This window comes from Frankia sp. Allo2 (assembly GCF_000733325.1).
Taxonomy (GTDB): Bacteria; Actinomycetota; Actinomycetes; order Frankiales; family Frankiaceae; genus Frankia; species Frankia casuarinae.
The window spans coordinates 128625-152809 of the sequence record NZ_JPHT01000003.1 but is presented as its reverse complement, the minus strand read 5'-3'; the positions used below and the strand labels follow the sequence as shown (position 1 = coordinate 152809).

Sequence of the window (24185 nt, the reverse complement as noted above, 5' to 3'; positions counted from 1 at the left end):
CGGTTCCGCCGGTGTGGCGGATGGTCAAATTTCGATGTATCAGAAGCCTGATAGTTCCCCTACCCATGAGGCGGTCCTACCACGACATGAACCGAGACCGCCTCTTATGACTTCACCCAAACCGTCAAGAGTCCCGCCTCGGGGGTCCGGACCGCGATCATCGTGAAAGTAATTCTGCTGGCACAGTTCTTTCCGCCGATCGTCGGTGGGGAGGAACGTCATGTCCTCAATCTCGGAAAGCAACTGGCTGAACGCCACGACGTCACGGTGATAACTTTTGGCCCTCGGGCGGCGGCCGAGAAGCGGGATGGCTTGGACGTGCGTCTAGTGCGGCCGACAACCGCAGGTCTTCCATTGCTTTACACGACCGACCGAGTCTATGCGCCGCCGGTGCCAGATCCGCTAGTAGCAGCGGCGATCGCCAGGATCGTGCGTGAGGTGAAGCCCGACGTTATCCATGCGCACAACTGGATCGTGAACAGTGCGCTGCCGCTGCGCAGGTACCTCGACGTCCCGATCGTCGTCACCCTGCATGACTACAGCCATGTCTGTGCCACTAAGCGGATGATGTTTATGGGGGAGCTGGTGTGCTCCGGCCCAGCACTGTCACGATGCATACGATGCACCAGAAACCACTACTCCGGGGTGGTGGGGCCCTTGACCTTCGCGGCTAACCGCGGTGGCACACGACGGCGCGACAGGGCCGTCGACCGATACCTTGCGGTGAGCAACGCCGTGGCCCGGCTCAACCGGCTGGACAGTGGGCGGATTCCCTATGAGGTCGTCCCGAACTTTATCCCCGACGAGCTCATCGGCGCGGAGCCTGGCGGACCGCCGGACGGGCTCGTCTCCGATGGCTACCTGGTTTTCGTCGGTGATCTGAGCCTGGACAAAGGGATAGGGGCACTACTCGGGGCTTACGAGAGGCTTCCGGATCATCGTCCGCCGCTGCTCGTTGTCGGCCGTCGGACGGCAGATTCACCGAGCTATTTTCCGCCCGGGGTGATTCTGAGCGAGCCGCGAGCTCATGCTGAGATCATGCGTGCCTTCGCTCACGCCAGCTTCGCTGTTCTGCCATCTACCTGGCATGATCCCTGTCCGACCGTTGTCCTCGAGGCTATGGCGTCCGGGACACCAGTAATCTCCACGCCGATGGGAGGCATCGCCGATATGATCACTGGCGGTCGGGAGGGAGTCCTGGTTCCCCCGGCCGACCCGGTGGCTCTCCACGACGCGATCGAGCATCTCTTGGCGGATGGTACTAGGCGGGCGCGCATGGGCACTGCCGCGAAGGAGCGTGCGAAAGAATTCACCGCGAGTCGGGTGGTGCCACGTATCGAGGAGGTCTATCGCGAGGTCGTCCGTGCATCGCTTCGTTGACCGTCGGAGGAACGAGGCCTCACCAGTCGAGAAACTCGACTCATCCTCGGTCGGCGGAATGCCGGCCTACCGCCTCCATGAGGAGGAGACGACTCTCATACCCCGGAATCTTCGTACCGCACGCACCGGGCGAGGCCGGGGGCCGGAGGCGACCCGGAGAGTGGTATCCGCTGGGCTGAGTGCGAGTTTGTTGACCGATCTGCACTACCGCGATCGTGGCGGGNTACTTTTNCGCGCTGATTNCGAGAGGNACTGTAGGGAGACGCTACCGGTGGCGGCAGCCACCGCGGTGGGACTGCTGGCCGTCTCTGGTAGCTACGTACTCGGGCGCCAGGGTGAGAGTGGCACGGGCCTCCTGCTCTACTGGATTGGCCTGCTCCTGATCTTCGTTCCGGCCGGTCTGGGGCTCTTGGATCCGGCAACATCTCGGCGGGCGAGAATAACGGATTGTTTGTTGTTGGGCATGGGCCTCCTGCTGGCGTATCTGATACTCCAGATCCACCAGTTCGTCCGCTTTGACGAGATGCTCCATATCCGGACCTTGCATGACATCCGGGAAACGGGTCGTCTCTTCACGGCTAACTCTGGCTTGCCGGTCAGCCCGCGCTTCCCTGGACTCGAGGTGGTCACCAACGCGGTGGCACAGATCACCCGTCTGCCACCACAGCTCTCCGCCTTTCTTGTCATCGTGCTCTCTCGGGGTCTGCTGATCGCCGGCCTGTTCCTTCTCGCCGAGCAGGTGACTCGTTCCGCCCACGCCGCGGGTATTGCTGTCGGTATCTACAGCTGTAGCCCGCAGTTCTTCTTCTTCAACGCGCAGTACTCGTATCAGACGCTAGCCGTGGCTCTCGGTGTTCTGCTTCTCATGCTGGTTACGAACGAGGCGGCGGGCCGCACTGAAACCGTCTTGGCGGCGGGCGCGGCGCTGGCTCTCACCTTCTCGCACCATGCCACGAGCTGGGTGTTCGTCGCCATATTGGGAATGGTGACGGTCGCCGCGTTTACCCGACGGGACCGCCGCACCGCTACCATATTCCTGGGTATCACAGTGGCGGACCTTGTCCTGGTCGCGTCTTGGGCGATTGTCAGTGGTCCGCTGCTCAACCGATATCTCGGTCCAGTTTTTCACGATGCCGTTTTCCAGTTGACGGGAATCGCGAGCGGGACCGGTGAGACGAGAAAAATTTCGACAGATTCGAGTGGCACCAGGAACCCGCGCTGGGAAACTGTTCTCATTGTGCTCTCGCTGCTTATCTGGATGGCGACACTCATGCCGTTGGGCCCATTCCGGAGGAGACCTGCGGCGGACGGACGTGCGGGTGCGGTGCTGCGGTCGCTTCGATTGCTACAACTCCTGTATCCGATCGCCCTGGTGGCCACGATCGCCCCGAAGGCGGCGGAGATATCCGTACGTCTATCGACCTTCATCTTCATCGGGTTGTCGATCATCACCGCATACTCGATTGGCTGGTATATCGAGAACCATCGGAGGCCGCTGCGGTGGGTGGTGGCCCTTTTCGGCACCATAGCCTTCATGGGGGGCACCCTGATGGGCTCTGGACTCGATTGGAACCGCATACCGGGCCCCTACCTCGTCGTTGCCGACGGCCGTTCCATCGATAGCTCCGCCAACGCCGCGGCGCAGTGGGCGGCCCGGAATCTTCCCGACGGCGCCCACTTTGCCGCGGACCGGGAGCTAGGGGCGCTTTTGGCTGCCACCGGAAATCAGTATTTGGTGATCGGTGTACCTGGAGGTGGGAACACCGGACAGATCCTTTTCGCGCCGTCCTTCCATGCCCAGGCGCGGGATCTGCTCCGGAGAGGTCAGATACGGTATTATGTGATCGATCAGCGGCTGGCCGAGGGGTTGCCGCATGAGACGTACTACGTGGTGAATGGTGAGGCCCCGAAGGGGACGCGTCTCACCCATGCAGAACTCGGCAAGTTCGATATCACGCCTGGATCGCGGCGGATCTACGACAACGGAGCCGTCCGTATCTATGACGTCTCGGGCCTCTGGGAAGACTCGACCTCGGCTGTCCGGGCCGGCCGATGAGAGTCTTGATCCTCGTGCTCGAGGGGCTCGTGGGAACTTCGCTAATCGCCTTCGTGTATCAGGGGATCCGCTGGCTGGTTTTACAACGCCGGCCTCAGCTAACCGGCTTCTATGTGCATACCTGCGCGGCGCTGGCAGTCGTGTGCATCCTGATGTTCGTCTCTCTCGCTCTCTCCGCTTTGGGGTTAGCCACCCACGCAGTGGGCTACGACATTTTTCTTGCCGTAGTGGTGGCACTTCTTCTCCGGGCTGGTGCACCGTGGAGACCGGCAAGGCTGGTCATGATCCCGATGCCGAAACCGTCCAGCGCGCTGTTCTTGGCGATTGTCGTCGCTGTGTTCTGCGGGGCGATCGCGCTTTCCTGGCAGTCGGGATCGGTAGCGCGGCGACCGGTCACAGCAATCGCCGCGCGCAGTATCGACGGCAAGGTGGAAATCGAGGTGGTGCGTGGCTACCAGGATGAGCGGTCTTTTATATTACAGATAGTACGGGATGACGGGTCGGTATGGACTCGTCGTCTTTTTGGGGACGATGACGTCCGGCTCTATGTTGATCTTCGTGATGTCGGGGACCCGCGCGTCGCAACGGTTCAACTGATGGTCGGTAGTTACGTGGTCCGTTCCACTGAGATCGAGGATTAGGCGCGGGTGACGTGCGCTTGAACCCCGGGACAGCCGGTCCCGGAAGGATGGGTCGACCTGAGGAGGGGGAAATGGGGACGGCACTGAGGGTGCTCCAGGTGGCGGCACGATTCTTCCCGGACATGGGTGGTACCGAGACGCATGTCTACGAGACGAGTCGTCGACTCAACGCTACTAGTGACATTACCGTGGAGATATTGACGACCGACCGCAGCGGCAAGCTTCCCAGCAGGGAGAATGTCGCGGGAACGGTGGTGCACCGGGTCGCGGCGTGGCCGCAAGAGAAAGACTATTATTTGGCGCCGGCCGTTGCCAAAGTGGTCGGATTCGGTTCTTATGATCTTGTTCATTGTCAGGGAATTCACAATCTCGTGCCGCCGGTGGCGATGGCGGCGGCTCGCCTGAGGGGTATTCCGTATATTGTCTCACCGCATACCGGCGGTCATTCCTCGCAGGTCCGGAACACGGCGCGCCGAGTACAGTGGGGCCTGCTCGGGCCACTGATCAGGAACGCCCGCCGCGTCATCTGCGTCGCGGAGTTCGAGTCCCACATCTTCATGCGCCAAGCCGGGGTCGCTGCAGACCGGATCTCGGTCGTCCCGAACGGAGTGTCCATCGTTCCACCGAGTGGCCATGTCAAACCCGATACGAGTGAGCCGCTTGTCGTCTGCGTCGGCCGGTTGGAGAAGTACAAGGGACAGCGGCACCTTGTCCGCGCTCTGCCGAGTCTGATTACTCTAGTTCCTGACGTACGGCTGATGCTGGTGGGGCGGGGCCCTGATGAGCCGGAGTTGAGGCGCCTGGCTGACCGGCTGGGTGTGGTGGACCGGGTGAGTTTCACCTCGATCCCACCGGAGGACCGGCAGGCAATGTCTGACTGTATCGCGAGAGCGGGTGTCGTGGCCCTGCTTAGCGAGTATGAGGCTCATCCGGTCGCGGTCATGGAAGCCGTGGCCCTGGGTAGGCCGGTGGTGGTGGCGCCCACTGCCGGACTGGGAGAGCTGGCTGCGGCAGGGCTCGCGCAGAGCGTTGCGGATCCGGCCGATGAACAACTCGTGGCGAAGACGCTGGGCATCTACCTGCTCGCCAGCGCTGGGGACTCACCGAGCGAGACGAGGCCGACTCCCGAAATCTCCACCCTGCCGACCTGGGACGGCTGCGCGGAAGCCTTGGCGAGGATTTATCGTGAGTCGGTCTGATGAGGAGACGATCTTCTTAAGGCGCCAGACGCCAGCCGGGAGCGGTATCGTCCCGAGCGAATCCGTGCAGAAGGCTTCCGGTGCCGGTTTCGCGCGCCTGTTGACGATCGTGAGCTCCCTACTCGGCACCCAGCTCGGAACGTCTTTACTTGGAGCTGTGTTCTGGTCGGTCGCGGCGAGAACGCTCTCCATCGACGCCGTTGGGGTGGGCGCGGCGGCGGTGTCCTCGATGACGGTCCTCGGCACGATCGGAATGCTGGGGCTCGGGACGCTTCTCATGGTGCATCTTCCCGACCTGCCGGAGGACCGCCGCCTGACTCTGGTCCGCGCCTGCATGGCGCTGGTCACGGTGGCCGGGCTGCTACTCGGCCTGTTGTGGGCGTTCTGTACCCGCTGGCTCTCGACCACTCTGCAGCCAATCGGTAGCAGTCCAGGCAGTATAGCTGCCTTCAGTCTGGGAGTGGCCGCATTTACGGTGACCACCACTCTCGACTACGCGATCCTCCGGGCGGCGAGTGGGGCGATCCAGCTTGTTCGGAATCTGCTCGCCGCAATCGTCAGAGCAGGTCTGCTCGTTGCCTTTGTCATCGTGGGCCTGCGCACCGGCATGGACCTCTACGCCACCTGGCTTATTGCGTCGGTCGTCTCCCTCCCGGTTTGCTACAAGTACTTCAGGCGACCACCCTATCGAAACTCCAGACGAGCGGAACGGCAGACCGGGATCGCCGAGCTGAAGGCGATCAAGGGTGAGATAGCCGGCAATTACGTGCTGAGCCTCGCGCTGACCGTGCCGACTCTGATTCTTCCTGTAATCGCCGCCCTGACGACGACACCGGCGGACACCGCTCGATTCTCGACCGCTCGGCTGGCCGCTTCCTTTCTCTTCGTTGTTCCTTATGCACTGCCGACGGCCCTGCTTGCGCACACGGGCCGCGCCGAAGAGGAGGCGCGTGCCAAGATGCGCCTGACAATCCCGCTCGGGCTCCTGATCAGCGTGACGCTCTGCGCACTCGCGGCATCCGTCACGAGTCTGATTCTGCTGCCGTTCGGAGAAGCCTACACCGATGGTAGGTCCGTCGCCGCCTTCCGGATTCTCATCCTTGCCACGATATCGTTGGTCGNCAAGGATCACTATGTGACTCTTCGTCGAGTACAGGGCCGCATGGCCGCGGCGGCCAGGGTGATTGCCTGCGGAACGGTTCTTGAGATCGCGTTGGCCTTCGGGGGGGGCCGCATGTTTGGGACGACGGGTCTATGCGTCGGCTGGGTCACCGCCGTCTTCATCGAGGCGGTCGTCGTAGCGCCGGTCCTCCTGAACGTGTGGCGTGACCGGCCGCAGACGTCTGGTTCGTCATCGGTGGCCATCGAGCGGGTACCCGGATGAATTGGCATGGCACCCGAAACAGAGCGGTGACCAGAAGCGTCTTGGGGTGGTCGTGAGGTGACGGAACAGCGACTGACGACCTGTACTCGGCGCCGGAGATTCGACGAGCGAGACCCATGGACGAATGCCGGGATATCAGGGGGAAGGTAAGCGTTTTGCATTCGACGACGGAACCGACGGTGAGTGCGATTGTATGCGCATACACACTCGAAAGATGGGAACTGCTGAACAGAGCGATCGACTCCCTGCTCGCACAGAAGTACCGTCCGATAGAGATAATTCTCTGCATCGACCACAATGAAGAGCTTTTCCAGATGGCCGCCAAGAGATTCTCTGATCGAGACGCGGATGTCCGGGTAGTGGTCGTGGAGAACCGCTATCCGGGACGGCTGGGATCAGCTCGCAACACCGCAGCCGAAATCGCTGCGGGTGAGATATTGGCCTTCCTCGATGATGATGCTCGCGCTGACCCTTCCTGGCTGGCGGAGATCGTAGCGGTCTTCGGCCGTCGCGACGTGGTCGCGGTCGGCGGCGCGCCGCTTCCGGACTTCGCCGTTCCTCGCCCTCGCTGGTTTCCCGGCGAGTTCGACTGGGTCTTTGGATGCAGTTATGAGGGCCTGCCCAAGACTCTCGCACCGACCCGACGCCTGATCGGCGCCGCCATGTCGGTCCGTCGTTCCGCCCTGGCTGAGATCAACGGATTCCACTCCGACAACCATGACGACATGGATATGTGCCATCGGCTGGCAGACCGCTGGCCTCATCTGAAGGTGATGTATCAGCCGGCGGCAGTGGTCCACCATCACGTGCCGAAGGAGAGGCTGACCTGGCGGTACTTCTGGAAGCGTTGTTACACGGTGAACAAGGGCAAGGTCGCCGCATTCCGAGGCATGGGAAGCGCGGCCAGCATGGCGGCCGAGCGGCGTTTCGTCGCGCAGACGTTGAGTGGTGGCCTGGCACGGGAACTCCGGGCGGTCCGTGCGGGTGAACTCTCCGGGGCGTTGCGATCGGCCACCATGCTGGCCGGGGTCGCGGCGGCCGGCAGCGGATACCTCGTGGGCACTTTTCACCAGTACCGCGCCGGTCGGTGATTCTCCCGGGAACGTACGCCGCTGTGGTCGATCCGGTAGCCAGGAAAAGGAAGTGACATGTCCCGGACGATAATCGTGGGATCGGGTCCCGCTGCCGCGGGAGCGGCTCTGGCACTGGCCGAGGACCCGACCCAGGAAATCCTGGTCGTGGACATCGGGACGCGGCTCGAGGCCGAAGCTGCCAACATCGTCGACGAGCTCGGTCGCTCAGAGTCGGACGAGTGGCGTTCCGACCAGGTTGAGATCATCAGTCGTCAGCCGGTGCCCACCTCGCGCCGGGCCCTTCCGGAGAAGCGGGTCTACGGATCCGACTTCCCCTTCCGGGACGAGGGGCAGCTCCGCGGGGTGAGTGCGATGGTGGGTGCGAACCGGGCCGTAGTCTCCAGCGCGTACGGCGGTTTCAGTAATGTGTGGGGCTCGCAGTTGATGCCCTTCAGCAAGGCGACTTTCGGCCATTGGCCCTTCACCCTCCAGGAGTTGGAGCCGCATTACCGCCGAATCCTTGACCATGTCCCGATGTCCGGCGCGATCGACGATCTGGCCGAGTTGTTTCCATTGTTCCGGGAGCCACGACCGCTGCCGACCCTGGCACCGCGGACCCGCCAGGTTATTGGTGACTACGGTAGGCATCGGGAGCGGCTGCGCCGCGACGGCATCACCGTCGGAAAGGCTCGCCTGGCCCTCCGGGGTGGCGAGTGTGTCCGCTGCGGTCTCTGTATGACAGGCTGTCCTTACCGGCTGATCTATTCCTCCGCACAGACATTCGACCAGTTGATCAGCGAAGGTCGGGTCAAGTACCTGCCGGGACTCCTGGTATTCCGGGTTGAGGAGTCCGAGTCCGGGGCCNGTCTGTTCGCCCGGGAGACCGTGAGTGGCCAGACCCAGGAGCTAGAAGGAGATCGGATCTTTCTCGCCGCGGGCGCCCTGGGCAGCACGAGGATTGCTCTGAACTCGTTGCGTTGGTTCGATGAGCGGATCGAGCTCGCCGAATCTGCGCAGTTCACGGTTCCCATGCTGTCGCGGCGCCGGACACCTGATCCGCGTGCGGACGGGGAGATGACTCTCAACCAGTTCAATATGATTGTTGTGCTGGATGACGTCGGTCTCGATGTATCACAGATCCACTTTTATCCCTATAATCCCGCGATCACCGAGGCGCTTCCGCGGGTCCTGCAGTCCGGTTGGGGCTCCGTACTTGGTGACGAGGTTCTTCGGCGGCTTACGGTCGGTCTGGGTTATCTCCCGTCGTGGGCCTCTCCGCGGCTACGGGTTCAGGCTGTCCCGTCTGCTGGTGAAGCGGATCTCCCGGAAATTCACCTGAGCGGTACCCGTGACGGCGTCCTCGGAAATGGGCTGCTCCGGAAGGTGGTGCGACGGCTCGTCACCGCCGCCCCGTTCCTCGATCTGTGGCCGGTGGTGCCGATGGTTTCCTGTTCGGCGCCGGGTAAGAGCTACCACTGGGGTGGGAGCTTCCCGCATTCCTCCGGGGTTTCGGGAACCCGGCATACAAGTGACATGCTTGGCCGGGTAGGGGGGTGGCGGCGTATTCACCTGGTTGACGCATCGGTGTTCCCTTCGGTGGCGGCGACGACATTCACTTTTACGATCATGGCAAATGCACACCGAATAGGATCAGAGGTGCGAGGGTTGTGACGAATACGGGTACGCGCACCGTGGGGATCACCGGTGCCCAGGGTTATGTGGGCGGCGTGATCCAGGACGCGCTACGCAAGGATGGCTGGACGACCGTGCAACTGGTTCGACGGCCGCCAGCCGACCTGACGGAAGAATGGCGCTTCTATGACTCCAGGCGAGCTCTCGCCCCCGGCCTTCTCGATGGTCTGGATGCGCTTGTGCATTGTGCCTACGACATGAGAGCCCGGCGCTGGCCGGATATTCAGGCGGCAAACATCCACCCGACTCGAGCTCTTCTGGAAACGGCGCAGAATTTCGTCCCGAAGGTCGTCGTCATCTCGTCGATGTCGGCTTATGAGGGGACGGCGCAACTATATGGGACGGCGAAACTCGCCATCGAACGCGACGCCCTCGCCTTCGGCGCCTCGGTAGTGCGGCCGGGCCTGGTCTACGGAAGGAGGGCGGGGGGGATGGCCGCCACGCTCACCCGGTTGTCCCGCCTTCCGGTGAGTCCGGCTCCGAGTGGGAACCCCTACCAGTTCACTGTGGAGGAGGAAGATCTGGCTGCTGTGGTGGCTGCGATCCTGGTCAAGGATAGTCAAATTTCGGTGCCGCTTGGTGTCGCGCATCCAGAGCCGGTGTCCTTCCGGCACATCGTTGCGAAGTTTGCGGGCGAGGCGGGTCGTTCGCCACGATTCCTCCCCGTCCCGTGGAAGGCGCTGTACGGTTCTCTCGTGGCCTTGGAGGCGATGCGGATACCACTGCCGGTACGTTCGGATTCGATACTCGGTCTTGTCCGCCCCGCCCCACAGGTGGTGAACTATGAGCGTGTCAAGGAACTCGGTGTATCGTTGCGTCCGTTCCCGCGCTGAGTGGGACCTGGAGGGCGTGCCGGATTCGTATTGACGCCAGAGGCCCGGAGTGGCGACGCGCGCCCGCCAGTCGATCAGCACATGCTGTGAATCGCCTGTCACCTTCCGTCGAACCACGCTGCGGCGATACCCATTCGCCGCAGGCGGAACGGCCGGCCTAATGGCGTCTAGGCTCCTTGCCCACTTGGTATGGCCAGGGCGCTGTCACCACCCTGCAGCCGTAACGGTTAATGATCAGCCCGGTAGCATGCACGAATCGAGGCTTCGATCGACCGGTGACCGCGGCGTTCCTCGACCGATGGCTCTCTTGTTGTCGCTGTGGGTGTCCTACGGGTTTGTGGTGGGATGATGCCTGCGCCAGGACGGCGGGATCCCCATTTGCTCACCTCCTCTGACGGATGGTAGTTTCTGCGGAAAGTGAGATGGCTTACCGTCGAGTCAACTGGTCATGCCGGCGGAAGATGTGGGGCGTGGTGGATGAAACCTCGGGTGAGGCGTTGGAGACGGAGTCGACGCGGAGGACTGGTCGCTCTTCTTCTCGTCTGCCTGGTCGTGGGATGTGGAACCTCGAAACGGGAATCTGGTTCGCCGCAGGCCACGCCTCGACCTTCGGTGGCTGGTCCGGGCGTTGGCGGCATGGTGACCTCCTCCGCGCTACCATCCGGCCCACCGTCGGCGACCGGCGCCTCGGCAGGTTCTAGTCCCCGATCCTCCGGAGAGGTTTCTCCGCCGAATGGTCCGCGGACTCCGCGAGAGGATGACGGGATGGAGCCGCGACTGCTGTGGTCCGATGAATTTGACGGTCCGGCGAACGCCTCGGTTGATCCCGCCAGGTGGTTGATCACGCAAGGGGGGAAATGGGGGCCGACGGACGTCTCCTGTTATACGGCCGATCCCCGTAACGTCGGCCTGGACGGCAAGGGCCATCTCAAGCTGACGGCGATTGCGGAGAAATCTCCCGTAAAAACCTGTGGGGATACTCACTTCTCGTCGGGCCGGGTGGAGACCCGCGGTAAGGCCTCCTGGAGATATGGGTACTTCGAGTTCCGGGCCCGGCTGCCGATCGGTACCGGGACGTTGCCTGCTCTCTGGCTCCTAGGGCCGAACGGAATTTATGACTGGCCTCGCTCCGGCGAGATCGATGTCGTCGAGGCGACGGCAAACGAGCCGGCCACGGTCCATACCAACATTGTTGGAGTGGATGGCTCTGGAAATCGTTGGGAGGCCGGCTGGTGGGGGCGGGGAAAGAACTATGTCTACCCAGGTGGCACGCTTGCGGATCGCTATCATAACTATGCTCTTGACTGGGGGCCGAACAGGCTCGACTTCTATTTCGACGGCCTTCTCATCCGCCATCTCGAGCCGAAGGACACGCCGGTTTGGCTGTGGAACAAAGACTTCTATATAATCATGGATGTCGCCGTCAGCGCGAAGCTGAGCCCCCCGCTTCCGCCGGCCTCCGCGTTCCCGCAGACGCTGTTCGTAGACTATGTGCGTGTCTATTCAGGCAGACCTTAGAAAGGCCGGACTTCCAAGATTTTTTCGGCTGGCGCCCCGACGATACTGTGGCAGTGCCCTGCGAAGTGGCTTATACCCGCCGGCTGAAATCAACGATCTACCGGCAGTGGACGACCATTTCTCATCCATTTTTTGCCAGGGGAGTGTTCGTTGAAGAATGTTGTTCTTCGGGACATTGACCGATTTGTCTACTACGACAACGATGGCCGTCGACCCCGCTCGATCGGGGCCAGTCGCATCGCTGCTGTTCTGAACAACCCCGGCCTCCAGGCGATCCTCGTCTACCGGTTCGGTGCGTTCGTCGCAAGTCCGCAGAAAGGCGTAGCCGGGGCGGCAGGGCGGCTCTTGGGCACGGTTGTCTACCGCGTTCTGTCTCGGGTTTCGCAGATCGTGACGGGTATCTGGATCTCCCCCGCCGCCAGGATAGGTCCGGGATTTTTTATCGCCCATTTTGGGGGTGTGATCATTGGTGCCTGTGAAATTGGTGAGAACTGCAACGTAGGACACGATGTGACGATAGGAAAGAGTGGTACTGGCGAGAAGTTCGGTCGCCCGACAATCGGCGATCGGGTGAGTATCGGGACTGGAGCGAGGATCCTGGGTCGTCTTGAGGTGGGAGACGACGCCTTGGTGGGCGCCAATGCCGTGGTAACCCGATCGCTTGCTGCTCGATCGGTCGCGGTGGGTGCTCCTGCCCGCGTGGTCTCGAGCCGGGGCGCCTTCGAGTATGTCGAGTACTTCGGGATGGTGCGGGACGAGGCCAGAAGGGCGTCGCTCGGCCTGGTCAGCTCGCCATAGCCTCGCCCTGACCTCGTCCACCGTCGTCCTACTACCGTGCGGGCATCGTGATGTGTCTGTCGGGCCGTGGCCTATGGTGCCGTGGTGACGCCGTCCTTGAGCCCGGAGCCGCCCTCCCCGCCGCTTGCTGAGGAGGAGGGCGCCGTGCCTTCTTCTGACGACCCGCCCGTGGGACGTCCCACGGCTTCTGGGGCTTCTGGTCCCGCTGCCGATCCGGGAACCTCGGCCCGTCCGGGAGCTCCCGCAGGCGGTGGGACCGGGACCGGTAGCGACACGGGGATCGCGATGGGGCGCGAGCGCCGCATCCCGCCGCCGGAGCAGTTCCGTGGGCCAGTCATTGCCCGGCGTGGCCAGGTGGAGCACTCCACCACGGATCAGCGCCTGCTCGACACCCGCAGCCCCTCGGGGTTCGTCCATTCCGACCCGTGGCGGGTCATGCGGATCCAGAGCGAGTTCGTCGAGGGTTTCGGCCTGCTCGCCGAACTGCCACGGGCGGTGACCGTCTTCGGCTCGGCCCGGATTCCCCCGGACAGCCCGTTCTACGGGCAGGGCCGGCTGCTCGGCGCCGCGCTCGCCGAGGCCGGCTTCGCGGTGATCACCGGCGGGGGGCCGGGCGCGATGGAGGCGGNGAANCGTGGGGCCCAGGAGGCCGGCGGCCTGTCGGTGGGCCTCGGCATCGAGCTTCCCTACGAGCAGCGGCTCAACGACTGGGTCGACCTCGGTGTCAGTTTCCGCTACTTCTTCGTCCGCAAGACGATGTTTGTGAAGTACGCCGAAGCGTTCGTGATCCTCCCTGGTGGGTTCGGCACGCTCGACGAGCTGTTCGAGGCGCTGACCCTGGTCCAGACCGGCAAGGTCACCCGGTTCCCGGTGGTGCTGATCGGCTCCGAGTACTGGTCGGGACTCGTCGACTGGATGCGGACGACCCTGCTGCCCGCCGGCCTGGTCCAGGAGCGGGACCTGCAGATCCTCTCGATCACCGACGACATCCACGAGGCCGTGCGCATCATCCTGGAGGGAACCGCCGGGCACACCCGGCCCGCAGGTATGGATATTCCGTGAACGTCTGCGTGTACTGCGCGTCCTCCGAGCTGATCGACCCCTCGTACGTCNTGCTGGCGGCCCAGACCGGCACCGAGCTCGCCCGGCGCGGCCACACCCTGGTTTCCGGCGGAGGCTCGGTGTCGTGCATGGGGGCGATCGCCCGGGCGGTGCGGGCCAGCGGAGGTTACACGGTCGGCGTGATCCCGCGGGCGCTGGTCGCGATGGAGGTCAGCGACCTGGACGCGGACGAGATCATCGTCACGGAGACCATGCGGGAGCGTAAGGCGCTCATGGACGCGCGCTCGGATGCCTTCCTGGCGCTGCCCGGGGGCCTGGGCACCCTCGAGGAGCTGCTCGAGGTCTGGGTCGCCGGGGTCCTGCGCATGCACACCAAGCCCGTGGTGCTCCTCGACCCCGACGGGGTCTTCGCCCACCTGCGGATCCTCGTCGACGAGATGGTCGACCGCGGGTTCGTCCGCCCGCGCGCCCGGGACACCCTCCGCTGGGCGACCGGCATCGGCGAGGCGGTGGACTTCCTGGAGGCGGGCGTGACAGCGGCGACCGTCACCTCCCCTCCGCCCCCGACCCCGACCCCGCGGGAGATCGTCGAAGGCGACTGAGCCCGTTCCTGTTCCTCAGGCGAGGCCGCGGCGAGCGACGGCGAGGTCGACGTCGCCCCGGATCGCCGCGACCATCCGCAGCGTCCGCCGCGTCGCCGCCACCTGGTGCGCCCGGAAGACCCGGGCCCCGAGCCAGGCGCTGACCGCGGTCGCGGCCAGCGTGCCCTCCAGGCGTTCGTCGATGCCGGTGTCCAGGGTCTCCCCGACGAAGTCCTTGTTCGACAGCGCGACGAGCACCGGCCACCCGGTAGCAACCAGTTCCGGCAGCCGGCGGGTGGCCTCAAGGGAGTGGCGGCTGTTNTTNCCGAAGTCGTGCCCCGGATCGACGAGGATCGCATCCGGCCGGACCCCGAGCGACACCGCCCGCTCGGCGAGCCCCACCGTGGTGGCGACGATGTCGGCGACCACATCGTCGTAGACCATCCGGTGCGGCCGGGTGCGCGGCGGCAGATGGCCGGCGTGGGTGCAGACCAGACCGACGCCGAACTCGGCCGCGACCTCGGCGAGCGCCGGGTCCACCCCGCCCCAGGCATCGTTGAGCAGGTCGGCGCCCTCACCCGCGACGACCCGTCCGACCTGCGCGCGCCAGGTGTCGACGCTGATGACCAGCCGGGGATGGCGGGCCCGGACCTCGGCGACGAAGCCACCCACACGGCGCAGCTCCTCGGCCGCACTCNCCTCGCCGCCGGGCGCGGCCTTCACCCCGCCGATGTCGATGATCCCCGCCCCCTCGTCGACCGCACGGTCGACCGCAGCCAAGGCCTCGGCCGCACCGTATGTCGCCCCGCGGTCGAAGAAGGAGTCCGGGGTGCGGTTGACGATCGCCATCACGATCAGCTCGGTCGGCTCGAAGGTCCGCGGACCCAGTCGTAGCGGACCCAGTCGTTGCGGATCCAGTCGTTGCGGATCCAGTCGTTGCGGATCCAGTCGTTGCGGGGCCGGGTGGGCAGTGTCGGCATGCACCGGGCCAGCCTGCCAGAATCACCACGATCGGCGGGCCGTGGCACGATCGGATGCGTGGTGCTCGTCATCGAGATTGTGATCGTGGCCGCCGTCGTCTTCGCGGTGGCCGCGCTGGCCGTCGGTCGCTTCGATCGGCTCGCCCCGGCGCCGCCGGACGGCGCTCCTACCGGACTACCTGCCGGCATGGTGACAGCCGGTGACGTTGCCCGCACGCGGTTCGGGATGGCGCTGCGTGGTTACCGGATGGCCGAGGTCGACGCCGTCCTGCTTCGGCTCGCCGACGAGCTGGCCTGGCGGGACGAGGAGCTGGCCCGGCGGGACGAGGAGCTGGTCCGGCTGGCCGCCTTCGCGCGCGTCGACACCGCGCCATCGCCGGACGGGCATCGGGATACTCGCTCGCCACAGATCGACGAGTGATCGCCGCCGACTGTCTGTGGCATCACAGTCGACTGTTGGTAGCCGATCGATCTGGCCTATGCAGGGACACGCGCAGGCGTTGTCGTCAACATCGACGCCCACCTCTCGATGTTGCGGCGGGCGACTGTTGTGATGCCGCGCAGAGACGTGTTTNGGTTTGCGGTCCGGTCTACGGGATAATCGTCGTCAGATGCAGGTCCGACGGCAGGAAGAGGTGCACCGATGGCGGCCATGAAGCCGCGGACGGGTGACGGTCCGCTCGAGGTGACCAAAGAGGGGCGCGGCATCGTCATGCGTGTCCCGCTGGAGGGGGGCGGTCGGCTCGTCGTGGAACTCACCGCCGACGAGGCGAGTGCGCTGGGGGATGCCCTGAAGACCGCGGTCAGTTAACCGTCCGTGCGTCCGCCCGGGTGTCCGTCCGCGTGCGCCGTCCTCGCGTCCGTCCCGCGGCAGCCGGGTTCCGTCGTGGTCCGGCGGTCCCAGTGAGTCCGGCGGTCCCGGTGAGAAGGCCGGCATGAGCATCGTTGATTCCGCGTCAGGCCCGGCGATCGACGGGCTCATCAGGCTTCCTCCCGGCGTTACCCTACGGTCCGCCACCGTCGCCGACGTCGAGCCCTCGACCGTCGCCCTGGTCCTCGCGTCGTCCGAGAACGGACCCGTGTTCGACGAAACTGCCCGCGGTGTCGGCGCCGATCTCGGACTGGATCTTGCGCTGCTGGTCGAGTCCGAGTCCCTGCGCGGCGATGCGGGTTCGGTGCTGGTGGTGCCGTTGGCCCGGACGGCTCGGCCGACCCGGCTGCTCGTGGTCGGCATCGGCGCCGGTCAACCGGGTGACTGGCGGGCCGCGGGCGCCGCGCTCGCCCGCCGCGCCGGGGCACCGGACCGGCTCGCGGTGGTGGCGGAGCCCGGCGATCCGGGCCTGCGGGCCTTCACCGAAGGCCTGGCGCTAGGCGCCTACCGGGCCGCTGGAGTGCTCGACCGGGCCGCTGGAGTGCCCGACCCGGCCGGCCGGCCCGGGCCGGAGAACGGCGCGCCCGGCAACGTCATCGTGCTCACCGGTCGGGCGGACGAGCCCGGGGCGGTGGCCGCGGTCGGCGCCGCGCGGGCGGTGGCCACCGGGGTGTACATCGCCCGCGATCTGGTCAACATGCCGAGTCTGGTGAAGTCACCCGAGTGGCTGGCGAACCGTGCCGTGCGCATCGCCGCGTCGGCGGGTCTCGACACGACCCTGCTCGGCCCCGACGATCTTTCGGCGCAGGGCTTCGGGGGGTTGTGCGCCGTCGGTGAGGGTTCCCCGCGGCCGCCCTACCTGGTCAAACTCGAATATCACGGGCCACCGTGGACTTCTGGCGAGGCCGGGTTGGCGGGATCCACCGGGTCGGCGGGATCCACCGGGTCGGCGGGATCCATCGGGTCGGCGGGATCCATCGGGTCGGCGGAGCCGGATGGTTCGCCGGCGGGCCGCTTCACCGATGGTCACCGGGTCCTGGTCGGGAAGGGAATCACCTTCGACTCGGGTGGGCTCTCCCTGAAGCCGGCCGTCCCGATGGCCGGCATGAAGACCGACATGGCGGGCGCGGCGGCGGNGCTCGGGGCGATGACCGCGTTGCCGGCGTTGAACGTGCCCGGGCGCGTCACCGGCCTGCTCTGTCTGGCGGAGAACATGATCGGTGCGACTGCCATGCGTCCCGGCGACGTCATCACCTGCTGGGGCGGGACCACGGTGGAGGTACTGAACACCGACGCCGAGGGCCGCCTGGTGCTGGCGGACGGCCTCGCCTACGCCGCGGGCGCGCTCGACGCGGATGTCATCGTCGATCTCGCCACGCTGACCGGAGCGATCGCCGTGGCGCTCGGCCGGCGCACCGCCGGGCTGTTCAGCTCGGACGACCGGCTGGCGGCGGCGCTGTCCGCCGCGGCGGACAGCGCCGGGGAACGGGTGTGGCGGCTGCCGTTGGTGAAGGAGTACCGGGCGGCGATCGACTCGCCGGTGGCGGACCTTGCCAACATCGGCCGGGCGCTGGACGTCGGGGGCGGTTCCATCACCGCGGCGCTGTTCCTGCGGGAGTTCGCGGGCCGGCGGCCCTGGGCACATCTGGACATCGCGGGCACCGCACGGTCGGACGCCGACGACGGCGAGATCAGCCGGGGCGGCACCGGGTGGGGGGTGCGTACCCTGCTGACCTGGCTGTCGAGTGGGCCATCCCAGACACCGGCGGCCTGAGTGTAGAGCCCCCGGAACTCCCGGATGTTCCAGACGTCCCCGATACCCCGATACCCCGATACCCCTGGATGTCCTGGATGTTGCCGGGCCGCGAGGGGATCTCAGGCCGCGAGACGCAGGAGCGCGGCCTCGTATTCCCGGGCGATGTCCGCGGTGAGGACCAGGGAGACCCGGAGCACCACGGTGCGCTGGACGAAGACGTACTCGGTGACGAGCGGGTTGTCGGCGGTGACGGTGAGGAGCTTCGTCGCCCGCTGCTGCGCGCTCGCCGCGTCCGCGAAGACCTCGATCGCGCCGCCGCGCTCGATCGCGCCCGCGGGGCTTCCGGAGACCTCGTTGACGCCCACCCGCGGATCGCTGAAGGCGATTCTGCTGGTGTAGCCGTTCGTCCGGCCCAGGAGACGATCCGGGTCGGTGGCCGCGCTGTAGACGACGGTGGTGTGCAGCGGCAGGCCCGCGCCGGCCAGCCGGATCGCCACCTGCTCGGCGGTAAGGCCGGCGAGGCCGCCTCCCACGGCCGACGGGGTGGGCACGGCCGACGGGGTGGGCACGGCCGTCGGGGAGGGGGTGGCGCCCGGTGCGGACGGGTGGGCGGAGCGCGCGCCGTGCGCCGGTCCCACCAGGCGGTTCAGCGTGTAACCGGCGATCCCGGCTAGGACCGCCACGACGAGGACGAACGTGATGTAGGGCAGCAGGCTCTCACGTGGGGCGGGCGGTGGCTCGGCGCGGCTGTCGTAGGCGTCCCTGGCCCGGCTGTCGTAGTCGTCCCTGGCCCGGCTGTCGTAGTCGCCGTAGTCGTCGTAGACGTCGTAGCGCCGGTACTCCTGCGCGGCCGGTGCCATTTACTCCCCAAGGCGTAGGAATGTCACGCTTAAGCGCACCTTACGCGCCCACTGAGGAGCCACCGGGTACCGGCACGATCGGCCGGCCCCGATCGTGTTACCGCGGACCGGCCACCTCGCCCGGGGTGCCGGCCACCTCGCCCGGGGTGCCGGTCAGCCGACCGGGGAGGACTTGGCGACCACGGCGACCAGGAGGCCGCCGCCGGTGGTGAGGAGCATCTGGGTAAGCCGCACGTCGTCACGTACAGCTGTGGCAAGTTCGCGGACCGCCACCGCCTCGGGGCCGGTGGCCTGGCCCTGGGCCAAGGCCAGCACGCTGGCGAACGCCACCACGCCGCCCGGCCGCAGCAGCCGCAGGGCCTGCGTGAGGTACTCGGTGCCCTCACGCCGGTCCGCGTCACAGAACACGAGGTCATAGGCGCCGTCGGTCAGCCGGGGGAGAACGTCGAGGGCGCGGCCGGTGATCAGCCGGCTGCGCCCGGGGGTCATCCCCGCGTCGGCGTAGGTGCGCCGGGCCAGCCGAAGGTGCTCGGCCTCGACGTCGATGGTGGTCAGGGTTCCGTCGGGCCGCATCCCGCGCAACAGCCAGGTACCGGAGACCCCGGTACCTGTGCCGATCTCGACCACCGCGCGGGCGCCCACGGCAGCGGCGAGGAAGCGTAGGACCGCGCCGGTACCCGGGCTGACCGGGACGATCCCGACCTCCTCGGCTCGGGCGCGGGCAGCGCGAAGGATCGGGTCTTCCAGCAGGAAGCCCTCGGCATAGGCGGCGGCGGACTCGAGNTCGCCGATGTCAGTGTCCGGCATGACTTCCTCAGCCTACGGGAACGGGAGACCGAGGACGCGCGTTCATCTGGTCAACGCGCATCGTGTCGAGGATCGAGGGGAGAAACATCGGTGTCCGCAGCGGGATTCGCCGCTCCCTGGCCGGCTCGTCGGGTACGTTTGACGCGAACCGACCGAGAGGCGGCCGTGGCTGCTCAGGACCCCGGGGCGGGCTCGGACGCCGCCGGCGTCGCCGCCACCGCAGAAGCTTCTGGTTGGGTTCCTCCTTCCTGGGAAGACGTGGTCCGTGAGCACGGCAACCGGGTCTATCGCCTCGCCTACCGCCTCACCGGTAACGCCCACGACGCCGAGGACCTGACGCAGGACGTGTTCGTCCGGGTGTTCCGGTCGTTGGCGGACTACACCCCCGGCACCTTCGAGGGGTGGCTGCACCGGATCACCACCAATCTCTTCCTCGACCGCATGCGTCGCCAGCAGAAGATCCGGTTCGATGCGCTGCCCGAGGACACCGAGCGGCTGGCCGGCCGCGAGGCGAGCCCGGAGGCGGTCTACGCCGAGGCTCATCTCGACGCGGACGTCGAGGCCGCGCTCGCCGCTCTGCCGCCCGACTTCCGGGCCGCCGTCGTGCTGTGCGACATCGAGCAGCTCTCCTACGAAGAGATCGCTCAGACGTTGGGCGTGAAACTGGGCACAGTGCGCAGCCGGATCTCGCGCGGTCGGGCGATGTTGCGCGCGGCGCTGGCTGATCGCGCGCCACGTACTGGTGACGGCGCCGCGTTGTCCGCCGCCGTGACGGTCTCGGACGACGCCCTTCTCACCGCGGAGCCCGCCGTCGGGCCGGTGGCGGCGGAGCTCGCCGAGGCGGACGTGGCGCCGCCGGACACGACCAGACCGCGTCGGGACCGAGGCGACGACGGGCGGCCCAGAAGCAGGGGACGGCATGGGCCCGTCGCCGCCGGGAGCAAGGGTGGTGCTCCGCGGGAGCGGCGGGCGTGACCGAGCATCTCGGCGATCGGATCTCGCCTCTCATCGACCATCAGCTTGATCATGACGCTCGTGATCGCGCGCTCGCGCATCTTGCCCGCTGCGGGGAGTGCCAGCGGGAGGTGGCGGCCCTGCGGATGGTCAAGGCACGGCTGGTTGCTCTCGATGGGCCGGATCTTCCTGGCGGCCTCGCGGTCCGGCTGCTGAGCCTGGGCGGTCTGACCGCGCTGCCCGCGCCCCCGCCGGGTTCGTCCCCGCGCTCCCAGCGCTCCCCGCGCTCCCAGCGCTCCCCGCAATCCCAGCGCTCCCCGCAATCCCAGCGCTCCCAGTTCCGTCCTGCGCCGGACAGGCGGGGGCCTACCCGTCTCGACCCGGTCAGGCTTCCCGGGGCGTTCACGGTGACAGTACCGGCCCTGCTGCCGCGTTCCGTCGAGCTCCGACAGCCCCCCTTCGATCCTCGCCCGGGCGCCGGCACTCGTCCCGCCTCGCCCAGGCCCGCCGCTCGACCGGCGCCGGCAGCCACCGGCGGGGCTGCGCGCGGTCCGGGTCAGGCGGGCCGTCCCGCGCCGGGGCCCGCGCGTCAGCACCTGCGGCGGCCGGCTTCGCCCGCCCCGCGCCGGCGGCTGCCGGCCCCGCACCGTCGTCCCACCCCCCGGACCAGCATGCGCCGAACCCTCCTCGGATCCGCCGCGCTGATGCTGCTCGCCGTCGCTGGTGCCGCCATCGCCGACGGCCAGGAGAGTACCCAGACGCCGGGGCCCGTCGCGGTGCCGACGGTGTCCTCGGTCGTCGCCCCGGGCGTTGCGAACGGCGTCCCGAGCCGGCTCACCCCGATGTTCGCCCCGGTCCGGGTGTCCTTGCGCCGTTGATCGTCCGCCCGTTCGGGCCGACTCGGGCGAATTCGGGCCGACCCGGGCGAACACGTTCCCCATCGACCCGGTCGGGGGTGTTTGAACGGGGGTATTCGGACGGGGTAGGCCGTCCCGGGTACCGGGAGGCGGTCGGGGCCGTGAGTTTCAGGGTGTCGCCTGCTCCGTCTCCCGGCGCCAAGCCCTGGCTGGTCGCCTTTGTCCGGCTGTCCGCCCCGGTCGCCGCCGGAAACCGGCGGGACGCATCTTTCCGGTACCTGAAAGACATTTTCTGGGTGTTCTGGAGGAGAGGTCTCGTCTGGCCTGATGTGAGGCTTTACCGTGTTACCCGCTCGGACGCGTCGCGCGTGCTTTCCAGGACGGAACCGGTCGCCGGCGTTCCGCCGTGCCGTGCGACGAGCGAGTCGGGGAGGACGTGTGGACGTCAGCGACAACGAGGTGCCTGTCGCGAGCGTGGAACCGGTCGACCCGCCCGTACGGCCCCGACGTCTCGAGCGGTCATCCACGATGCGGTCGGTTCCCGCCGGCCCGGGCCACCGCGCCGATCCTTCCCGCCCTGGTGTCCCGCGAGCCGCCGGCGCGGCGCCTTCCGCCACCGACGGCAAGCCGCGGACCGATCAGGCCGGTGGCCGGGTCGCGGCGGCGCGCGACGAGACGACCGTCCCCTCGACCGGTGGGACGATACCCGTCAGTCGGCTCCGCCTTCCCGCCACGCCCCGGCCCACCACGGCCGGCGGTGCCGGGCCGCGGGTACAGCCCGGGGTGGTCGTCCCCGTGCAGCCGTCGGGACCCGTGCAGCCGTCCGGGTCGGAACCGGCGGCCGGGACACGCCGTCCGCAATCGCCTCGTACGGCATCCACCACCGCGATGACCGGGCCGGCGGAGGAGACCCGGCCCGAGCGGCGACCCACGGCCGCCGGGACGCCGGGCACGGGTAGCCCGGCGGCACGCGCTCCTGAGCCGGCCCCGGGGACTCCATCGGGTGCGGGGCCATCGGGTGCGGGGCCATCGGGTGCGGGGCCATCGGGTGCGGGGCCATCGGGTGCGGGGCCATCGGGTGCGGGGCCATCGGGTGCGGGTCCATCGGGTGCGGGGCCGCAGCCGCGGCCCACGGCCCGTGAGGGTGCGACGCCGGAATCCGGGGCGGCGCGGATTCCGGTACGTCAGCCCGGCCGGCGTCCGCCGACCCTCCCACCCGGTGAGGACAGGGCCGGCTCCGCTCCTGGAGGGCATCGCCACCCCCGGCATTCCGGGCGGGTCGAGGGGGCCGCTCCGGGCGTGGGTGCTCCGGGCGTGGGTGCTCCGGGGGCGGGTGCTCCGGGGGCGGGTGTTTCGAGGACGGGCGTTTCGGGTCCGGGGGCGCCGGGCGCCCGGGCGGGCTGCGACCCGGGCGCCGCCGCGACCGACCGCGGGCGCGCTGCGGCGGACGGGAACCCGCGGGAGCCGTCGGGAGGCTTGCCGACGGTGACCGCGGTGCGTGGCTTCGGCACGCAGCCGCCGGCCCCACCGCCCGCCGAGACGGGCTCCCCGCGGGCGTGGTCGCCGACCTCGACGCCGTATCCGCTGCCCGCGGACTCCGACGGCGGCGGCTCCGAGAGCGGCGGCTCCGACAGCGGCGGCTCGAACGCCGCGCCGTTCGCCGTGCCGTTCGCCGATGTCCTGACTGGTCGTTCGGCGCCGCGGGGGCGCCTGGTCGCTCCTGGTCGCCCGGTCGTTCTCGGTCACCGGGTCCTCCTCGCGAGCATCCTGGTCGCGGGTCTGCTGGGTGGGGGGATCGGTGCGCTGCTCGTCTCGATGACCGAGCGCGGCAGCGACCAACAGGCGTCGGCGGCCCTGCCGGTCGGTACCGCCGCGCCCAGCTCCGACCGCAGGTCGGTCGCGTCGATCGCCGCGACGGCTCTGCCCAGTGTGGTGACGATCGACGCCGGTGGCGGGGGGGACGGCGATGCCGCGGGTACCGGCTCCGGGGTGATCATTAGCCCGGAGGGGTACATCCTGACGAACAACCACGTCGTGGCGTCCGCGGTCGCCGCCAGAACTCCGATCTCCGTGCGCCGCTACCAGGAGTTCGGCCAGGTCCGGGCCGACCTGGTCGGGCGGGATCCCAAGACTGACATTGCCGTTCTGCGGATCCCGGCCCCGCAGCCCCTGCCGGCGGTGACGCTCGGCCAGTCCGGCTCGCTGGTCGTGGGAGCGCCGGTGGTTGCCATCGGGGCGCCGTTCGGCCTCGCCGGCACCGTGACGACCGGCGTCGTCAGCGCGCTCGACCGCAATCCCATGGTCCCGGCCGAGAGCGGCACCGACCCCACGGTGCTCATCGGGGCGATCCAGATCGACGCGGCGATCAATCCGGGCAACTCCGGTGGTCCGCTGCTCGACGGCCTCGGCCAGATGGTGGGGATCAATACCGCGATCGCCGCGGTGCCCGGCCATGAGTCCCAGAGCCAGAGCGGCAGCATCGGCGTGGGGTTCGCCATCCCGATCGACTTCGCCCGCTCGGTCGCTCAGGAGATCATTTCGACCGGTCGGGCGACCCACCCGTACCTCGGCGTGTCAGCCGCGACCGTCACCGCCGGCCAGGCGAAGGCCATGGGGACCACGTCGGGTGCCCGCGTCGTCAACCTGGCGCCCGGTGGCCCCGCCGAGCGCGCCGGGCTGCGCGTCGGCGACATCATCACGCGGGTGGACACCAGGGTTATCAGCGGGATGAACGACCTCATCGTCGCAGCCCGGCTCCACCGGGTAGGTGACCGGGTGTCGGTCGCCTACGAACGCGCCGGTGCCACCGCGACCACCCAGCTGACGCTGCAGGAACAACAGCGCTGAGCCGCAGACATCTTTTCGTTGCCCACGAGCTCCTTG

Annotated in this window: 21 protein-coding genes; 18 read left to right on the top strand and 3 right to left on the bottom strand. The window is 67.5% G+C overall.

Annotated elements, in window-relative coordinates; translation table 11 throughout:
* Nucleotides 1-162 precede the first annotated feature (162 nt).
* The 12 genes from ALLO2_RS04270 (at nucleotide 163) to ALLO2_RS04215 (ending at nucleotide 14238) form a co-directional block, all read left to right on the top strand.
* Nucleotides 163-1380 carry a glycosyltransferase family 4 protein gene (locus ALLO2_RS04270; RefSeq protein ID WP_023841750.1) on the top strand — a complete coding sequence of 406 codons (1218 nt, stop codon included), beginning with the start codon at nucleotides 163-165 and terminating at the stop codon, nucleotides 1378-1380.
* A 271-nt stretch (nucleotides 1381-1651) separates the two neighbouring features.
* Entirely contained in the window at nucleotides 1652-3436 is a 1785-nt protein-coding gene (locus ALLO2_RS04265) for a glycosyltransferase (protein ID WP_193359372.1), read from the top strand.
* Entirely contained in the window at nucleotides 3433-4077 is a 645-nt protein-coding gene (locus ALLO2_RS04260; protein WP_011438223.1) for a hypothetical protein, read from the top strand. The genes ALLO2_RS04265 and ALLO2_RS04260 overlap by 4 nt, the downstream gene beginning before the upstream one ends.
* A 71-nt stretch (nucleotides 4078-4148) precedes the next feature.
* Nucleotides 4149-5276 carry a glycosyltransferase family 4 protein gene (locus tag ALLO2_RS04255; protein WP_011438222.1) on the top strand — a complete coding sequence of 376 codons (1128 nt, stop codon included), beginning with the start codon at nucleotides 4149-4151 and terminating at the stop codon, nucleotides 5274-5276.
* A gap of 157 nt (nucleotides 5277-5433) precedes the next feature.
* Nucleotides 5434-6660 (top strand): lipopolysaccharide biosynthesis protein, encoded by a 1227-nt coding sequence (locus ALLO2_RS04250; RefSeq protein ID WP_232234872.1) that lies wholly within the window; start codon nucleotides 5434-5436, stop codon nucleotides 6658-6660.
* Between the two features lie 116 nt (nucleotides 6661-6776).
* A complete protein-coding gene (locus ALLO2_RS04245) occupies nucleotides 6777-7751 on the top strand; it encodes a glycosyltransferase family 2 protein (protein WP_023841752.1) in 975 nt (324 codons plus the stop codon).
* A gap of 57 nt (nucleotides 7752-7808) precedes the next feature.
* Nucleotides 7809-9404: a 4Fe-4S ferredoxin gene (locus ALLO2_RS04240; RefSeq protein ID WP_035729859.1), complete on the top strand. Its 1596-nt coding sequence runs from the start codon at nucleotides 7809-7811 to the stop codon at nucleotides 9402-9404.
* Nucleotides 9401-10258 (top strand): NAD(P)-dependent oxidoreductase, encoded by an 858-nt coding sequence (locus ALLO2_RS04235; RefSeq protein ID WP_011438218.1) that lies wholly within the window; start codon nucleotides 9401-9403, stop codon nucleotides 10256-10258. Before ALLO2_RS04240 ends, ALLO2_RS04235 begins: the two co-directional genes overlap by 4 nt.
* Nucleotides 10259-11023: 765 nt before the next feature.
* Complete coding sequence (locus tag ALLO2_RS04230; RefSeq protein WP_023841754.1) at nucleotides 11024-11776, top strand: glycoside hydrolase family 16 protein; 753 nt, start codon at nucleotides 11024-11026, stop codon at nucleotides 11774-11776.
* Nucleotides 11777-11926: 150 nt separating this feature from the next.
* Nucleotides 11927-12574 carry a serine O-acetyltransferase gene (locus ALLO2_RS04225; protein ID WP_011438216.1) on the top strand — a complete coding sequence of 216 codons (648 nt, stop codon included), beginning with the start codon at nucleotides 11927-11929 and terminating at the stop codon, nucleotides 12572-12574.
* A gap of 285 nt (nucleotides 12575-12859) precedes the next feature.
* Nucleotides 12860-13636 carry a TIGR00730 family Rossman fold protein gene (locus ALLO2_RS04220; RefSeq protein WP_035729857.1) on the top strand — a complete coding sequence of 259 codons (777 nt, stop codon included), beginning with the start codon at nucleotides 12860-12862 and terminating at the stop codon, nucleotides 13634-13636.
* Nucleotides 13633-14238 (top strand): TIGR00730 family Rossman fold protein, encoded by a 606-nt coding sequence (locus ALLO2_RS04215; protein ID WP_035729855.1) that lies wholly within the window; start codon nucleotides 13633-13635, stop codon nucleotides 14236-14238. Before ALLO2_RS04220 ends, ALLO2_RS04215 begins: the two co-directional genes overlap by 4 nt.
* 15 nt (nucleotides 14239-14253) lie before the next feature.
* Here the strand turns inward: ALLO2_RS04215 and folP are convergent, their stop codons facing one another.
* Nucleotides 14254-15066: a dihydropteroate synthase gene (folP, locus tag ALLO2_RS04210; protein WP_084588350.1), complete on the bottom strand. Its 813-nt coding sequence runs from the start codon at nucleotides 15064-15066 to the stop codon at nucleotides 14254-14256.
* A gap of 189 nt (nucleotides 15067-15255) precedes the next feature.
* Here folP and ALLO2_RS23085 point away from each other — a divergent pair, with 189 nt between their 5' ends.
* From ALLO2_RS23085 to ALLO2_RS04200, 3 genes are all read left to right on the top strand, one after another.
* Entirely contained in the window at nucleotides 15256-15618 is a 363-nt protein-coding gene (locus ALLO2_RS23085) for a DivIVA domain-containing protein (RefSeq protein ID WP_063579555.1), read from the top strand.
* A gap of 222 nt (nucleotides 15619-15840) precedes the next feature.
* Nucleotides 15841-16008: a DUF3117 domain-containing protein gene (locus ALLO2_RS23945; protein ID WP_011438211.1), complete on the top strand. Its 168-nt coding sequence runs from the start codon at nucleotides 15841-15843 to the stop codon at nucleotides 16006-16008.
* Nucleotides 16009-16132: 124 nt separating this feature from the next.
* Nucleotides 16133-17842 carry a M17 family metallopeptidase gene (locus ALLO2_RS04200; protein WP_035729853.1) on the top strand — a complete coding sequence of 570 codons (1710 nt, stop codon included), beginning with the start codon at nucleotides 16133-16135 and terminating at the stop codon, nucleotides 17840-17842.
* 101 nt (nucleotides 17843-17943) lie between these two features.
* On the opposite strand, the gene ALLO2_RS04195 is transcribed toward ALLO2_RS04200, so the two are convergent.
* Together ALLO2_RS04195 and ALLO2_RS04190 are read right to left on the bottom strand one after the other, a co-directional pair.
* A complete protein-coding gene (locus tag ALLO2_RS04195) occupies nucleotides 17944-18684 on the bottom strand; it encodes a hypothetical protein (protein WP_023841758.1) in 741 nt (246 codons plus the stop codon).
* Nucleotides 18685-18837: 153 nt separating this feature from the next.
* Nucleotides 18838-19491 (bottom strand): O-methyltransferase, encoded by a 654-nt coding sequence (locus ALLO2_RS04190; RefSeq protein WP_035729851.1) that lies wholly within the window; start codon nucleotides 19489-19491, stop codon nucleotides 18838-18840.
* 165 nt (nucleotides 19492-19656) lie between these two features.
* Here ALLO2_RS04190 and sigE point away from each other — a divergent pair, with 165 nt between their 5' ends.
* From sigE to ALLO2_RS04170, 3 genes are all read left to right on the top strand, one after another.
* Nucleotides 19657-20466: an RNA polymerase sigma factor SigE gene (sigE, locus tag ALLO2_RS04185; protein WP_023841759.1), complete on the top strand. Its 810-nt coding sequence runs from the start codon at nucleotides 19657-19659 to the stop codon at nucleotides 20464-20466.
* Nucleotides 20463-21323 carry a hypothetical protein gene (locus ALLO2_RS25365; RefSeq protein ID WP_035729848.1) on the top strand — a complete coding sequence of 287 codons (861 nt, stop codon included), beginning with the start codon at nucleotides 20463-20465 and terminating at the stop codon, nucleotides 21321-21323. Before sigE ends, ALLO2_RS25365 begins: the two co-directional genes overlap by 4 nt.
* Nucleotides 21324-22787: 1464 nt before the next feature.
* On the top strand, nucleotides 22788-24149 hold the full coding sequence (locus ALLO2_RS04170) for a S1C family serine protease (RefSeq protein WP_023841761.1): 1362 nt from the start codon (nucleotides 22788-22790) through the stop codon (nucleotides 24147-24149).
* Nucleotides 24150-24185 lie beyond the last annotated feature (36 nt).